The sequence below is a fragment of the Mucilaginibacter sp. NFR10 genome (genome assembly GCF_900100445.1).
Classification (GTDB): domain Bacteria; phylum Bacteroidota; class Bacteroidia; order Sphingobacteriales; family Sphingobacteriaceae; genus Mucilaginibacter; species Mucilaginibacter rubeus.
In genome coordinates this window covers 1,106,504-1,123,290 of sequence record NZ_FMTV01000001.1, presented here as the reverse complement: position 1 = coordinate 1,123,290, position 16,787 = coordinate 1,106,504, and the positions used below count along the sequence as shown (strand labels likewise).

At 42.2% G+C, this 16,787-nt stretch carries 7 protein-coding genes; all 7 read right to left on the bottom strand.

All coding sequences use genetic code 11. The annotated features are described in order from the left end of the window. Positions 1 to 33: 33 nt before the first annotated feature. The gene (locus BLP33_RS04705; protein ID WP_090525353.1) at positions 34 to 2,454 is read right to left on the bottom strand and encodes an ABC transporter permease; all 2,421 of its coding nucleotides are present in this window, start codon (positions 2,452 to 2,454) and stop codon (positions 34 to 36) included. A 201-nt stretch (positions 2,455 to 2,655) separates the two neighbouring features. After that, positions 2,656 to 3,690 carry a DUF4097 family beta strand repeat-containing protein gene (locus tag BLP33_RS04700; protein ID WP_090525351.1) on the bottom strand — a complete coding sequence of 345 codons (1,035 nt, stop codon included), beginning with the start codon at positions 3,688 to 3,690 and terminating at the stop codon, positions 2,656 to 2,658. Positions 3,691 to 3,861: 171 nt separating this feature from the next. Then, entirely contained in the window at positions 3,862 to 6,237 is a 2,376-nt protein-coding gene (locus tag BLP33_RS04695) for an ABC transporter permease (RefSeq protein WP_090525349.1), read from the bottom strand. 92 nt (positions 6,238 to 6,329) lie between these two features. After that, positions 6,330 to 8,753, bottom strand: coding sequence for an ABC transporter permease (locus BLP33_RS04690; RefSeq protein WP_090525347.1), 2,424 nt, complete (start codon positions 8,751 to 8,753; stop codon positions 6,330 to 6,332). A gap of 76 nt (positions 8,754 to 8,829) precedes the next feature. Further along, a complete protein-coding gene (locus BLP33_RS04685) occupies positions 8,830 to 11,250 on the bottom strand; it encodes an ABC transporter permease (RefSeq protein ID WP_090525345.1) in 2,421 nt (806 codons plus the stop codon). Positions 11,251 to 11,349: 99 nt separating this feature from the next. Then, complete coding sequence (locus tag BLP33_RS04680; RefSeq protein ID WP_090525343.1) at positions 11,350 to 13,740, bottom strand: ABC transporter permease; 2,391 nt, start codon at positions 13,738 to 13,740, stop codon at positions 11,350 to 11,352. A gap of 266 nt (positions 13,741 to 14,006) precedes the next feature. Continuing rightward, positions 14,007 to 16,373, bottom strand: coding sequence for an ABC transporter permease (locus BLP33_RS04675; RefSeq protein ID WP_175489929.1), 2,367 nt, complete (start codon positions 16,371 to 16,373; stop codon positions 14,007 to 14,009). Between the last annotated feature and the right edge of the window lie 414 nt (positions 16,374 to 16,787).

Here is a 16,787-nt window from a genome sequence, read left to right as displayed (position 1 = left end):
GGGCAATGATCTGTAAACTGCCACTGCCAACTGCTACTCACTTCTGAGGCTTTTCACCGGGTTAGCCAAAGCCGCTTTAACCGATTGAAAGCTTATTGTGATACCCGCTACCAGCAGGGCAATGCCACCTGCTAACAGGAATACCCACCATTGGATACTGATCCGGTATGCAAAATCCTGCAGCCACTTGTTCATGGCAAGCCATGTTACCGGGAACGATATGATCGAAGCAATCACAATCAACCGCAAAAACTCCTTTGATAGCATCACCGTAATACTGCCTGTCGATGCACCCAATACTTTACGGATACCTATTTCTTTAACCCTTAGCCTGATCATAAACGCGGCTAAACCGAACAAGCCCAGGCTTGCTATAATGAGGGCGATGCATGAAAACACGGTGAATATTTTACCCGTTTGCTGTTCGGACGCATAAAGTGATGCGTATTGCTCATCAAGGAACGAGTAGCTAAAAGGCGCTTCCGGCCTGAAACTATCCCATTCGGCTTTGATGCCGGCAATAACCGATTTTACATCGGCAGTTTTAACCTTTAAAATTAGTGTCCCTGTACTATGCCCCGATAACAGCATCAATGGCGCTATTTTTTGCCTGGCCGAAGCATAGTGAAAATCTTTAACCACACCTACAACTTTGTATTGGGTACGGGCTGAACGCACTATAGTTTTACCTATCGGGTTGGTGTTACCCCATCCCAAACCTTTTACTAAAGCTTCGTTCACTACAACCGACATCGAATCGGCGGGAAAGGATTGATAAAAATTGCGCCCGTTGATAACCTGTAAACCTAAAGTAGGCACATAACTTTCATCCACATGGTAAATATTGGTATGGATCTCGGCATGACCACCCTTGTCATCAAATTCTTTAGCAGCAATTTGGGTACCATCAACACCGGCTAACATACCTGGCACACTGCTGGATATAGTAGCATTCAACACCTGCGGGTTGCGCAGAAGTTGATTTTTGAAAGCATCTGCATTATGGCCTAAGGTATAGGCATCATTAATTATCAATACCTGGTCTTTATCATAACCCAACTTTTTGTTCTGCATATAGTGTAATTGCTGGTACACTACAAAAGTTGATATAATAAGTGCTGTAGATACCGCAAACTGAAAAATGATTAATCCGCTGCGTAAAATCCCTTTTCCTTCTGCTTTGGTAGCGCTGTTGCCTTTTAACACAGCGATGATCTGGAACGAGGACAAGAAGAATGCCGGATAAATACCTGCGAGAATTCCAACGCCAAAAGCTGTAAACAGTTCGATAAGCAAAGCCATAGGGCTCAGGAAAAACCTAAGTTCGATATGTTTCCCTGCCAAGTTATTGAACAGCGGTAACAGCAGATATACAATACCTAATGCCAATAATAAAGCCCCTAAGGTTAGCATAACCGATTCGGTGAGGAACTGGGAAACCAGTCCGCTCTTTTCAGAACCAAGCACCTTACGGATGCCCACTTCTTTTGAGCGCTTGGCCGAACTTGCCGTTGAAAGATTAGTAAAATTAATGCAGGCCAATATCAATATAAAAGCGGCCAATGCACCAAATATATATACATAATGAATATCGCCATTGGGCTCCAATTCGTATTTGGTTGCCGAGTGCAGGTGGATATCGCTTAAAGGCTGCAGGAAAAACAGGAAAGTGTTCACCGATTTGCTTGCCTGTGCCAAACTCGTACCCATATCATGGGCAATTTCGGGCACAACAAATTTCCGCACCATTTCAGGGAAAGCAGCTTCCAGTTTTTTTGCGTCGGCATTTTTATTTAATACCACATAAGTAAAATAACCAATATTGCTCCAGCTTTGCTTTGCTTTTTCAACAAAAGGGGCCATATTTAAAAATGCATCGCCATGAAAGTGCGAATCATCGGGTATTTTGTCAATTACTCCTGTTACTTTATAAGGCTTCCCGTCTATTGTAACAGCTTTTCCTACAGCTTCCTGGTTGCCAAAATATTTGGTAGCCATGGCCCTCGTGATTACCATGCTGTTAGGCTCAGTAAAGCAGGTTTTATTATCACCATCAACCAATGGTATCGAAAACAGGCGAAAGAAATTGGCATCTATCATCTGCACATGCTCTTCCTTAAACTGCCTGTCGTTATATTTTATAAAAACCGGACCACGACGGGCAAGCCTTGTAGTTTCAAGCACTTCGGGAAACATATTTTTAATCCCCTGTCCTACCGCGATGTCAACCATCGGGTATTCGCTTACGCCATTATTTTCAATGGAACGTAAACCAACACGATACATTTGTTTGGCCTGTGCCGGATATTGATCATAATTTAATTCACTATATACATAAGCACAAATGAGCATACAGCATGCTAAGCCTACAGACAGGCCAAACACATTAATAAAAGAGAATATTTTGTTCCGCCTTAAGTTTCGCCAGGCGGTTTTGATGTAGTTTCTGAACATGAGTGTACGATTAACCTTAATACAGGTTTAAAAGCCATACCAATAAATCAAATCTCTAATTATCAATCAATTACGATTTATTTCATATAAAAACTGTACGAAGACGTAACACCATGTGTTCGGTTATGATACACCCCAGGCAACACAAAAGGCCTGTCACTATTTGAGCAACAGGCCTTTGTAATATTCCTTACACTTATATTAATTGACGGTAAGATTAACTCGCCCATTACCACGTACTTCAACGAGGGATCCGCCGCCGTTAAGTTTGCCTTCTACCCTTTCTTTATCCTTGTTACCAGAGAAGTTATCTGCAAGGTTACTTTCTATTTTGTTGGCGCGCAAATCGAGGTTAAGACCTTGTTTTGACGGTAACTGCAGATCGATATGACCCGAGCTTACATCAATTTTAACAGATTTACCAACGCTTACAAATTGCGCATGAAAGCTGCCGGCACTTGTTGAAGCATCGAGGCTGCACGACAAATCAGTAAGGTTAATGCTGCCACCTGATGTGCCGGTAATGAAATCGCCGTCAATTTTACTGCCGCTGATACTGCCGCCGCTGGTTGTAGCTTTGATATCTCCCTTTAAACCATCGAGATGCAACGAACCGCCAGATGTTTCAAGTCTGATATGCCCTATGCAATTACGGGCTTCGATACTGTCGCCTGAGGTTTGCAGATCGATATTTTCTTTTGAATCGCTTACATGAATGCTGCCGCCAGAAGTACGGCCTTTAATGATACCGGTAATTTTATCAAGATGTAAACTGCCGCCGCTGGTTTCAAATTGCTGCGCACCTGTTAGATTATCCAAATGGATACTGCCTCCGCTGGTATTCAGATTTGTTGCCACATTGCCGGGTACATACACACGGAACGAGATACTTAACGATTTTTTCCAGTCCCAGTTGCCATCGTGCTTGCTTTTAGCCTTGGCATGCAGCTCCCCGCCGTTAACATCAATGCTCAGGTCGTAATTTTCGTCGAGGCGCTTTTTGATCTCTTCTTTGGAAAGGTCATTATTACCATTATTACCTTGTATAAAAACCTCAACTCTCGGTTCTTCGCCCGATGCGCCGCTAACAGTAATACTGCCGCCCGATGTATTAACAAATACATTTTTCACAGCCTGTCCTGACAATGATTTGGTGAGGTATGGTGTTTTCTGATTATTTTGCGCAAAAGCGCTGCCTGCACAGGCAACAAATAACACAAGTAAATACTTTTTCATAATAATGATCTTTGGTTTATATATAATAAGACCAGGCGTTTAGCAAATACGTTGCATGGTGCTGAAAATAAATTCAGGCTGCCTAATAATGACAGAACGTCATAAAAAAGCCCGTAGGGACACGGGCTCAGGGTATATTCTATTTCTTCAACTGCTATCTGCAAACTGATCTCATTCGCTTCTCAAACTCCGGATAGGATTTGCAAGTGCCGCCTTTAACGATTGAAAGCTAATGGTAACCACTGCTATAACAAATGTAAGCAAAGCCGCCAAAGCAAAGATCCACCAATGCAAAGGTGTTTTGTAAGCGAAACTTTGCAGCCATTTATCCATGCTGTAATAACCCAGGGGGACAGCAATCACTGTAGCTAATAACACTGGTTTAAGTAGATCTTTTGATATCAGGATAAGGATATTTTGTACCGATGAACCCAATACTTTACGGACCCCGATCTCCTTGGTACGTTTCGCCGCGGTAAATGAGGCTAAACCGAACAAGCCCAAACAGGCTATAAAGATTGCCAAGCCTGAAAATATACTTAACATGGTTTGCTGCCTGACATCGTTGCGATAGGTAGTATCAAACTGCTGATCAAGAAAGCTGTATTCAAACGGATAAACGGGCGCAACTTCGGCATAAATGTTTTTGATAGCCGCCAAACCAGCCTGGATATTCCCGGATTTTAATTTGATTACTGCTACACGCCTGTCTTCGCTTGGCGATATCACCAGGGCATCCATGTTTTCTTTAAGTGAAAGGAAGTTAAAATCTTCAACTACACCAATGATAGTGCGGCGGCTACTATCACGCACTGTATTTTTAATCCATTTACCGATAGCCTGCTGCGGCGTAAAGCCCAGTTCTTTAGCCGCTGTACGGTTGATCAATACCGAGTTCGTAGTATCAGTAGCAAACCCTGATGAAAAATCCCTGCCGGCAATAATTTTCAGGCCAAATGTTTTTACATATTCAAAGTCGGCAAATTCCGACCTGGATTTGAACGTTTCGTGCTGGCCTTCAACCTCAAAGCCCTGCATATCAAAAAAGCCGCCCGGTTCGCCCGACATCAGGGATACCGACTTCACATAGTCCGAATTTTGCAGCTGGTGTTTAAATGTTTGCCTGTGATCATAGATATCGTTATTATCAATCTGCACAATAACCGTTTGCTTTTTGTCATAACCTAATGATTTGTTTTTGACATACCGCATCTGGTTAACTATCACGATAGTGCCAATAATAAGCAACACCGAAATACTGAACTGGAACACCACCAGCGATTGCCTGAAAAATGACCCGCCTTTGCCTAATTTAAGCTTACCCTTTAAAGCCTCAATGGGCGAAAACGCCGACATGAATATAGCCGGGTAGCTTCCGGCAAGGAAACCTACAAATAAAATAACTCCTAAAAGAAAAAGGTAAATCGGCACACTGTTCCATGATACAGTGAGTTCATACCCCAGCAGGCTGTTATATGATGGCATCAGCAGGAGTAACAAACCAATAGAAAGCGCGCATGAAATTAGCGCCAGCAAAATAGATTCGCCTATGAATTGCCATACCAAATGGTTTCTTAACGCGCCTAAAACCTTACGCATCCCTACTTCTTTTGAGCGTTCAACAGCGCGGATAGTGGCCAGGTTCATAAAATTGATACAGGCAATGATCATGATGAGCACTGCTATCGAAATAAAGATGAATACCACGGTTTTATCCCCATGTTTTACATTATCAAACGACGAGGCATTTTCAAAATAGATATCCTTTAACGGTCTTAAACTCAGGTTAAATTTAGTACCAAAACGCTGCATATCCTTGCCCATGTATTTATCCATAAATTGCGGAAAGCGGCTTTCCAATGCAGCAGGGTTGCTATGCTCATTCAACAACAGGTAAACAAACAGGCTATTGTTAATCCATACATTAAAACCCTGGTCGTGGGTGTAATTGGCTATTGGCATCACCAAATCAAAATCAAGGTGCGAGTTGGAAGGCACATCCTTGGCAATACCGGTTACCTTTAACTGCAGGCGTTTATCCATCTGTACCACTTTGCCCATAGCGTTATCAATATTGCCGAAATACTTTTTGGCCGTGGTTTCAGTTAACACCACGCTACCCGGATGGTTTAGTGCCGAAGTAGCATCCCCCCTCAGCAACGGGAAGGTAAAGAGGCTAAAAAAGTTGGAGTCAACCGCGTAAACCTTTTTCTCATTGAACGATTTTTCGCCAAAAGAAACCAGGTTATTTCGCGGAGAAACGCGCACTGCCATCTTTATATCTTGCGGATAATCATTCAGCATGGCAGGGCCGTAAGGTCCCGAGAGGTAAGATGTAGGCGCTTTCGACTTATCAAAACCGCGCATTACCCTGTAAATATTTTTGCCCTGCTTATGAAAATTATCCACGCTAAACTCATTCATAATGTACAGGAATATCATGAGGCAAACGGTTATCCCCGTGGTTAACCCCAAAATGTGGATCAGCGAAAATACCTTATTCCGATACAGGTTTCGCCATGCTGTTTTTATGTAGTTCTTAAACATTACCCCTCCTAACCTCCCCAAAGGGGAGGAATTTTAATTAATTATTAATCTTGCACAGTAAAGCCCTCTCCTTTGGAGAGGGTTGGGTGAGGTTACTCATTTTTGAGGCTCCTCACCGGGTTAGCCAAAGCCGCCTTGATGGATTGGAAGCTGATGGTTACGAAAGCGATCAACACGGCCAAAACCGCGGCCAATACTACCACCCACCATTGTATGTTTTGCCGGTAGGCAAAACCCTGCAACCATTGCTGCATGGCGACCCAGGCAACCGGAATGGCTATCACTATTGCTATCATTACCAGTTTGATAAAATCTTTTGACAGCATACCTACTATAGCGCCTACATTAGCGCCAAGCACTTTACGGATGCCTATCTCCTTAGTGCGCTGTTCGGCGGCATATGCAGCAAGGCCAAACAAACCTAAACAGGCTATCACAATTGTTAAACTTGTAAATATGATGAATATGGTACCCATCCGCTGTTCCGCACGGTATGATGAATCAAAATCGTCATCCATAAATGAATATTCAAACTCCTTACCCGGCTTTATGGATTTCCATTTGTCGCTGATCATTGCCATAAGTGCGGTGATATTAGCGGTATTTACTTTTACACTTAAGGCGCCGGTATCCTGTCCGTACATCAATATCACCGGGCTTACATTATTGCGCAGCGAAGCGAAATTAAAATCTTTAATAACACCTACTATATGATATTCTTTAAACGTTTTGGCCATATTGTCCATAGGCAAAAACATGGATTTGTTAAGCGGGTCACGTACGCCCATCAGTTTCGCCGCCGTTTCGTTAATGATCATAGCCGCCGAATCGGTAGGCATCTGGTTTGAGAAATTACGGCCTTTGGTTAGTTTTATGCCGAGGGTTGGCAGGTAGTTGTCGTCAACTACCCAGGTTTGTGCAAGCACTGCTTTTTTGGGGTCGAGCCCGCGTTCCTGGAAAACGCTGCTGCTGTTCCGGTAATCAGAAGTTGGCAAAAAGCCTGTCATAGTTACACCTATTACGCCGGGCAACTGCTTTACTTCATCTCTTAACACTTTGCTCTTGTCGCCAAGGTCATACACACCATGAATCACCAATACCTGGCTGCGATTATAACCAAGGTCTTTATTCTGAATATATTTAAGCTGATTATAGATCACCAGCGTACCAATGATGAGCACTATCGATATAAAAAACTGGAACACCACCAATGAACTCCTTAACATCCCGCCCTTAAAGCCTGAGGAAAGCTTTCCTTTTAAAACATCAATTGGCTGAAATGCCGAAAGGAAAAATGCGGGATATGAACCGGCCAGGAAGCCGATCACCAAAACTATTACCAGCAAAGCAGGAATCAGCCAAACCAGTGAGCCTATATTAAGCTCCATGTTTTTACCCGCTATATTATTGAATACCGGCAATAGGAAATAAGCCATCAGCATGGCTATCATTGTTGCGATAAACGTTACCATGATTGACTCGGACAGGAATTGAGCTATAAGCGACTGACGCCTTGAACCAAGAACCTTGCGTACACCTACCTCACGGGCCCGGTTTGCAGAACGGGCGGTTGAAAGGTTCATGAAGTTTACACAGGCTATCAGTAAGATAAAAATTGCCACCGCGCCAAAAATGTACACATACTGGATATTCCCGTTATGGTCAAGCTCCGACACGAGATTTGATTTAAGGTGGATATCCTTCAATGGTATAAGGCTCAATTGGTATTTGTTGCCTGAACCTTCAAACGAATCAAAAGTAAGATGTAAGATACTTTGCAATTGCGGACCCGCATATTTGTGCATCAATGCAGGAAACTTCGCTTCAAATTTTTTGGCATCCACACCTGGTTTTAGCAGCACATAGGTATTGAAATTATTGCTGAACCATGCCCCATCTTTGCTTTCGGCATTTGATGCCATCGACAGGAAAAAATCATAACGAAAATGCGATTGCTTTGGCAGGTCTTTAATTACGCCGGTAACCTTATAAAGCAGCTTTTCATCAAACGTAAATGTTTTACCCACTGCCTGTGTGTTGTTAAAATAACGTTTAGCCGTACTTTCAGTGATAACCACGGTATTAGGTTCAACAAGCGCTTTTTTTGGGTCACCGGCTATGATAGGCAGGGTAAATACATCAAACAATGTCGAATCTGCAAGTACCATTCTGTTTTCGTGAATGGTTTGGTTACCTTTTTTCACGTTATAACCGCCGCGTTGCAACAAACGGCAGGCACGTTCAACCTCGGGATAATCGTTTTGAAATACAGCCCCCAGCGGCGCCGGAGACGATGCATAGCTTTGATCGATACCGCCAAATTTAATCTGCATATTGGCGCGATAGATCCTGTCGGCCTTAACATTGAACTTGTCATAACTTAGCTCATCAACCACATAAAATATAATGAGTAAACATGTGGCCAGCCCAAGGGACAAACCAAATACATTAATTGCGGTGAAACCCACATTTTTTTTCAATGTGCGAAATGCAGTTTTAAGGTAATTTCTAAACATGGTTCATTGGTTCAATTGTTCGTTAGTTCATTGGTATCCTCCTGTTACATAACTGCTAACTGCCACTACAAACTGCCTACTCATTTTTAAGGCTGTTAACCGGGTTTGCCAATGCTGCTTTTATAGATTGGAAACTTACTGTCACAATAGCTATTAACATGGCGCCTGCACCTGCCAGCACCAGCACCCACCATTGTATAGTGATGCGGTAAGCGAAATCCTGCAGCCATTTGTTCATTAAATACCAGGCTAAAGGGGTTGTAATGGCTATGGAGATCAATACCAGCTTTATAAAATCTTTGGATAAGGTATTTACTATGGCAGATACACTTGCACCGAGTACTTTACGGATCCCGATTTCTTTGGTACGTTGCTCGGCGGCATACGCAGCTAAGCCAAATAGGCCAAGGCAGGCAATGGAGATGGCTAATACGGTAAATATGATAGATATGGTGCCGGTACGCTGCTCGGCCCGATAGTTAGCGTCAAAGTCCTGATCCATAAAAGAGTAGCTAAACTGGCCTTGGGTCATGCCCTGCCATTTGCTTTTTATCTGATCGACGAGAGCCGGTAAATTAGTTGTATTTACCCTGATACTCAGATTTCCACTGTCTTCGTCCATTAAAAAAATCATCGGACTGATATTTTCTCTCAGCGAATTGAAATTAAAATCCTTAACCACGCCAATGATGTGATAAGCTTTTACATGATCACGATTGCCATCCATATTGCGGTACAGGATTTTATTAACGGGATTAGTAAAGCCTAAAAACTTGGCCGCTGTTTCGTTTATCACTAATCCGGTGGAATCCGTTGGCATGCCTGCGGAAAAATCGCGCCCGGCTGAGATCTTCATACCCAGGGTATTGATGTAATCTGCGTCTACCCGCCAGCTTTGTGGAAACAAAGCAGTTTTTTGATCGGCTGCCGCTTCTTTGTAAAAAATGGACGTTCCCCTGTTTTTACCGGTTGGTAAATAACCCGTCAATGTAGCGTTAACCACGCCTTGTAATTGCTTCACCTCATTTTTAAAGGTTTTGGCATGGCTGCCCAACTCAAACGCATTATTAATAATAAGCACCTGGTTACGGTTATAACCCAGGTTTTTGGTTTGAATATAATTGAGCTGATTATAAATAACAATGGTGCCAATGATGAGGAATATTGAAATAGAAAACTGGAAGACAACCAGTACACTCCTGAGCCAGCTGCCTTTGAAACCACCGGCCAGTTTACCGCTAAGCACATTAATTGGCTGAAATGCTGAAAGAAAAAAAGCAGGATATGATCCGGCAGCAAAACCTACCACCAGTACAATTAATAGTAAGGCCGGCAACAACCAGGTTAAGGTTTGCGAACCTACAACCAATTCTTTTCCGGACACTTGATTAAATAGCGGCAATAAAAGTAAAACGGCAAAAAAAGCGATAACTGCTGATGCCAGGGTCACCAATATCGATTCTGTTAAAAACTGGGTTATTAAATATTTACGTGGGGAACCTAAAACTTTACGTACTCCTACCTCTCTTGCCCTGCTGGCCGAACGAGCTGTTGAAAGGTTCATAAAGTTGATGCCTGCTATAAGTAATATAAATATGGCAATGGCCGAAAATATATAAACATACTGCACCGAACTGTTGCCGCTTAATTCGCCGGTACGGTTTGAGTGTAAATGGATATCGGTTAACGGAGTTAGGTTAAGCCTGAAATAACTGCCGCTTTTTTCAAAATCGGCAATGTTGACGTGTAAGGCCGTTTGCATTTGCCCTTCGCTGTATTTTTTTAGGAGGGCAATTAATTTCTTCTCAAATAACTTGTAATCTGTGCCCGGTTTCAACACCACGTAAGTATTATAATCACTTCTCAACCATTCAGAAGATTTGCTATCAGGCCAGCTTATCATCGACATGAAAAAATCAAAATGAAAGTGCGATTGCTTCGGTAAATCCCTGATCACCCCCGTAACCTTTAATAGTTGATTGTTATCGATGGTAAGTGTTCGTCCTACAACATTGGTACTGTTAAAGTACTTTTTGGCGATAGTTTCGGTAATAACCACGGTGTTAGGCTCCTTCAAAGCCGTAGCCGGGTTACCATTAATCATGGGCAGCGTAAACACGTTAAAAACCGATGGATCGGCATAAACGGTACCGTACTCAAGGATGCTTTCATTACATTTTTTGACATGAAACCCTCCCGCTGCTTTAAGCCGGGTTGCTTCTTCAACCTCAGGGAGATCCGTTTTTAAAGCCTGAGCCAACGGCGGCATTGCAACGGCATAAAGTACATTATTATTACCAAATTTAAGGTCTTCATTAACGCGGTACGTGCGATTGGCTTTGTCGTTAAAACGATCATAGCTCAGTTCATCAGCTACATATAGCACAATCATAAGGCAGGTAGCCAGGCCAAGGGCCAGCCCCAATATATTTATAACCGTAAACCCCACGTTTTTACGCAGGGTACGGAATGCTGTTTTTAAGTAATTTTTTAACATAAATCCCTCCTAACCTCCCCAAGGGGAGGAATTTTAATTAATTATTTTATATCATAGTCCCCACATTAAGCCCTCTCCTTTGGAGAGGGTTGATGAGGTTTATTCGTTTTTTAAACTTTTAGCCGGGTTAGCATTTGCCGCCCTTACCGATTGCATGCTCACCGTTACAAAGGCAATAATTACTGCAAGAACACCTGCTATAGCGAAGATCCACCAGTTAATATCTACGCGATAAGCAAAGCTTTGTAACCATTTCCGCATGCCATACCAGGCCAGCGGCGACGCTATCAGTGTGGCAATCAACACCAGTTTCATCAAATCTTTTGACAACAGGGTAACTATTGAGGTTACACTTGCACCCAAAACTTTCCTGATGCCAATTTCTTTTACCCTTTGTTCGGCGGTAAAGGTTACCAGGCCGAAAAGCCCAAGACAAGCAATACTGATGGCCAACACGGTGAATATGAACAGGATGCTACCTTGCTTTTGCTCTGACTGATATTGTTTGGCAAAATTCTGATCAAGAAAATGAAACTCTGCCTTGTTTTCAATATCAAACCTGCCATACACTTTACCGATATAATTAAGCGTGGCCTGGATGTTATTTTTGCCTATGCGCACGTACATATTATCCTCATCATTAGTAGTAGCCGGCAGGTGCAGTACCATAGGCGATACTTTATGCTGGAGCGAATAGGTATTGAAATCCTTAACTACACCAATGATCTTTTGTGTAATTACATTACCGTTTTCATCCACCCCGGTACGTACCGATTTTCCAACAGCATCTTTCCATCCCATTTCATTCACAAGCGTTTGATTGACGATGATGGACTCTTTCTGATCAGTCGCCATCGAGGCTGAAAAATTCCGTCCTTTAGCCAGCCCGATTTGTAAGGTTGGTATAAAATCTTCATCAACAACCAGGCTTTCCACCACCTTTGAATCAGCGTTGTTTTTACCATCAGCACCGATATTGAATTTCACTGTACCAATATCATTATTGCCTATCGGGTTACCGGCTATACCCACAGCCTCAACGGCAGGGTTTTGCAACAGCTGAGTTTTAATAGCTGCTATTTTAGTTCGGGCCGATTTATCATGAATATGAAAAGTAAGCGTTTGCGCCTTGTTAAAGCCGAGATCCTTGTTCATTACATAATGCAGCTGCCGGTAAATAATGCATGAACCGGCTATCATCACAATGGTAATCACAAACTGAAACACCACTAATGCCTTTCTGAAAATTAAAGTAGAAGCCTGGCTGCCCAGTTGCCCTTTCATAGCAGTGATGGTTTGAAAACCCGAAAGGAATAAGGCCGGGTATAAGCCACTCAAAATACCCGTAATAAAAGCAAACAGTGTAGATATAATAACCGTTTTACTAATGCCGAATTGAAATAGAATCAAATCTTTGCCCGATAGCTGGTTAAAATAAGGTAGTAAAAACTGTACCATTACCGCAGCTATCAGGGTAGCAACGCCGGTTAGTAATACCGATTCGGCAAAGAACATGGTTATTAGTTGTTTTTTGCTTGATCCGATCACCTTGCGTACGCCGATCTCTTTGATCCTTACCGATGAACGTGCGGTAGTTAGGTTTACGTAATTAATAACCGCGATTGCCAGGATTAGCAAGGCCACTACACCAAACACATAGATATAGGTGATGTTACCAACGCTCCCAAGCTCATAATCAAGGTTTGAATGCAGGTGGATGGAAGTAAGCGGTTGCAGTTCCATCGTAAATTGCATTGGGCCAAGTTCGCCTTTTATATATTTATTGAAGAAAGCATCCGAGCTCGCTTCTATCTTTTTATAATCGCCCGGATTTTTGAGCAGTAAGTAGGTATAAATACCTGCATTGCCCCATTTATCAGTATAACCATCAGGAAACGAGCGCAGCGCCTCAAAACTGAATTGCGAATTTACCGGCACATCATCTACTACGGCGGTAACGGTATTGGGATTATTTTCGATAAGCACCGTTTTATTTAAAGCATCGGCAGTGTTGCCAAACAGTTTTTTGGCCAGTGTTTTGGTAAGTACAATGCTGTTAGGTTTGCTTAAGGCAGTGGCAGCGTCGCCGGATAAAAAGTGATGGGTAAAGATATTAAAGAAGCCCTTATCAGTAAAAAGCATGGCGCCTTCATTGATCTGCTTTTCACCATAGCTTATTTTACCACCTCCTTCAGCATCTATGCGGACAGCATCTTCAACTTCAGGATAGTCGTTTTTTAAAGCGGGGGCATATGGGGCCGATGTCACTGCAAGGTTAAACTTGCCGCCGTTCCATGCCCCGTGTTGTACAACCCTGAAAATCCTGCCGGCCTTTTCATTGTACCGGTCATAGCTCCATTCGTCGATAACATATAGGGCAATGAGCCAAAAGGCAGCAACACCAATAGCCAGCCCTAAAATATTGATAAATGAAAATACTTTATGTTTGAGGAGGTTTCTCCAGGCTATTTTAATGTAGTTACGCAACATTGGTAAAGGGTTTATACCACTAAAGTATTAAAACCCGTACCAAATATACAATTAATTAAAAATCAGATATTTATACAAAAAACATCAATTTAAAACCGTACGATAATGGAACACATGTAGTGCGTTTGTGAACGATTGTTTAAGGTTAAAGGCAAAAGGCTTTGAAATTGGGATTTTAATCCATTTTGTTCTTCCTTTCGCCTTTGACCTCTTAAATCACACTTTTCTGGCGCAAGTATTGAGCGGTTGCCGGAGCGTAGACCGATCTATTCGTTTTTCAAACTCTTAACCGGATTGCTCAACGCCGCTTTGATAGCCTGCCAGCTTACCGTAAGCAGGCAAACTACCATACTAATCCCTATAGTGACAATAAATACCCAGGCGTTTATATCGGTACGGTACGTATAATGCTGTAACCACTTGCTCATGTTGTACCAGCTCAGGGCCGAACCAATGATAAATGAAATAACCACGAGCATTAAAAACTCTTTCGAAAGGTTGAACCACAAACTACTGATGCTTGCGCCTAATACTTTACGGATACTGATCTCCTTTTTACGCTGCTCTGCCGAAAACGAAGCTAAGCCAAACAAGCCGAGGCAAGATATGATAATGGCCAACACCGTAAACGAACTCGACAACGTACCCAACAGCTTTTCATTTTCAAATTTGCCGCTGAAGTTTTCGTCAACAAACTTGTATTCAAAAGGATATTCGGGGTTATATTTTTTGTAAATGTCGCCAATTGTAGCAAGGCTTTTTGATACAGGAGCATTCGGATTTAAACGAATACCAAGCTGACCTGCCCAGCCTTTATCAAAACCAATAATGGCAGGCTTGACAGGCTCATATGGCGATCCCCAAACAAAATCTTTAACAATACCAACCACGGTACAATTACGGCCCTGCCATTTCACTATCTGCCCAAGCGGATCTTTTAACCGCATCAGTTTAACGGCCGATTCGTTCATAATGAGCGACAGTGAGTCGGCCATGCGACCTGGTATATAATCACGCCCTTTTATCAATTCAAGCTTATAGGTTGAAATAAAATGAAATGAAGTAACAATCTGGTCGATAGGTATTTTATCCTCGCCAGGTAGCTGTCCGGGCCAGTTAATACCCCAACTGCTGCTGCCGTTACTGGCTATACTGCCCGATGTCTCTGCAGCATCAACAGCGGCTCCTGCATTAATTATATCCGTTCTGAAGTTTTCGTACTCTTTATATAAATTTCCATCTAATGAGATTTCGATAAGTCCATTTTGTGAATAACCTACCGGGCGGTCTTTAATGTAGTTGATCTGTTTATAAATCAGGATACTTGAAAGTATAAGACATGTAGCAAATACAAATTGCACAATAACCAATACCTGTCTTGAGTGCAGCGTTTTTCTACCAGTTTTGTTAGTGCCCTTTAAAACTTTTACCGGTTTAAACGACGATAAAAACAAAGCCGGGTAACTACCTGCCAATAAACCTGTTATCAGCGTTACTAATATAGCGGCACCCCATGCCCACGCATTTCTATAAGGAATTGTTAGTTGCTTATGTATGATTTCGTTAAAATAACCAAGCGTTGATGCTATTATTACCAGTGCAACAACAAGCGAAATTATAGCGGTTAGGATTGATTCGCCTAAAAACTGCTGAACAATGGCTATTCTCCGTGCACCCACAACTTTACGGATCCCAACTTCACGGGAGCGGCGCTCAGACCGCGCAGTAGAAAGGTTCATAAAGTTGATACACGCAATAAGCAAAATACCTATTGCCAGAAAAAGGAATAAACGCACGTATTCGATTGCGCCACCTGTATTCACTCCATTTTTGAACTCGCTGTGCAGGTGCCATTTGGCAAATGGAAACAAGAACAACTGATTTTCTTTATTATGATCGTCATAGCGACCAATTAACTTTTTGATTTCCAGATTAAGCTTATCTACATTAACACCAGGCTTAAGCATAACATAAGTTTTAAACGAATAGTTACCCCAACCCGATGTTTTCACCCAACCATTATCAGCTTCATAAAGTTTCCATGGAATTAGTGCATTAAACCTGAACGTAGAATTCCGGGGCAGATCTTTGTAAACAGCACTCACTTTTACCAGCCGCGAACCATTTAACTTAACAGTTTTACCTATAGGATCGACATCGCCAAAAACGGCCTTTACTGCCGATTCGGACATGATAACTGACGACATATCCCTAAAAGCATCTTTTTTGTTACCCTTCACAAAATCAAGTGTAAACATGTTCAGAAATGACTCGTCGGTCGCAATTGTATTAACTTTTAACGGTTTGTTGTTGTAATTAAACAGTTGATCATATGACCAGTTTGCACGGGCTGCATACTCAACCTCCGGATAGTCTTTTTGCAGCGCGGCAGCAATCTGCACGGGCGTGGCATCCCCCGTGTTTATTTCGCCATTTGAAGGCTGGTTACGCATTACCTTATACAACCTGTCTTTATTTTCATGAAACCCATCGTAAGTAAATTCATTATAAACATATAACAGCAACATAAAGCTCACTGCCATGCCTACACCCAAACCTCCAATGTTGATGGTCGAATAAAGTTTGTTTTTAATCAAACTCCGCCACGCGATTTTTAAATAGTTCTTAAACATATGTTTTATTTCATTAGTCATTGGCCATTAAGTCATTACCTGTCACTTGCGCAATTAGCCAATCAAAATGACTTTATGACGCGTAGCTAATGACTTAATAATAATTATTCAGATCGTAAACTCTTCACCGGGTTAGTCAACGCCGCCTTCAATGCTTGGAAACTGATATAACAAAAGCTATAATAACGGTAAGGCCGGTGATACTTAAGGCGCTAAAGCTTGGCGTTAACTAAATTTTGCTATGTGGTTTTCGAGTAGTTTTTAAACATAGGAATAGCTCTGAATAAAAAAATTCTCTAACATGCCCTTCTCTACAAATGCAGAGAAGGGCAGCAGAGGCAATTATTAACTTATCTATAAACTGATTTCGGGGGCGGTGGTCTAAGTCTGGAGTCGTTAGTTTTAAGTTAAAAG

Bases quoted from the DNA above. Each gene is read 5' to 3' on its own strand.
- BLP33_RS04690 (WP_090525347.1), bottom strand. From the start codon at position 8,753: ATGTTTAGAAATTACCTTAAAACTGCATTTCGCACATTGAAAAAAAAT.
- BLP33_RS04675 (WP_175489929.1), bottom strand. From the start codon at position 16,373: ATGTTTAAGAACTATTTAAAAATCGCGTGGCGGAGTTTGATTAAAAAC.
- BLP33_RS04685 (WP_090525345.1), bottom strand. From the start codon at position 11,250: ATGTTAAAAAATTACTTAAAAACAGCATTCCGTACCCTGCGTAAAAAC.
- BLP33_RS04680 (WP_090525343.1), bottom strand. From the start codon at position 13,740: ATGTTGCGTAACTACATTAAAATAGCCTGGAGAAACCTCCTCAAACAT.
- BLP33_RS04700 (WP_090525351.1), bottom strand. From the start codon at position 3,690: ATGAAAAAGTATTTACTTGTGTTATTTGTTGCCTGTGCAGGCAGCGCT.
- BLP33_RS04695 (WP_090525349.1), bottom strand. From the start codon at position 6,237: ATGTTTAAGAACTACATAAAAACAGCATGGCGAAACCTGTATCGGAAT.
- BLP33_RS04705 (WP_090525353.1), bottom strand. From the start codon at position 2,454: ATGTTCAGAAACTACATCAAAACCGCCTGGCGAAACTTAAGGCGGAAC.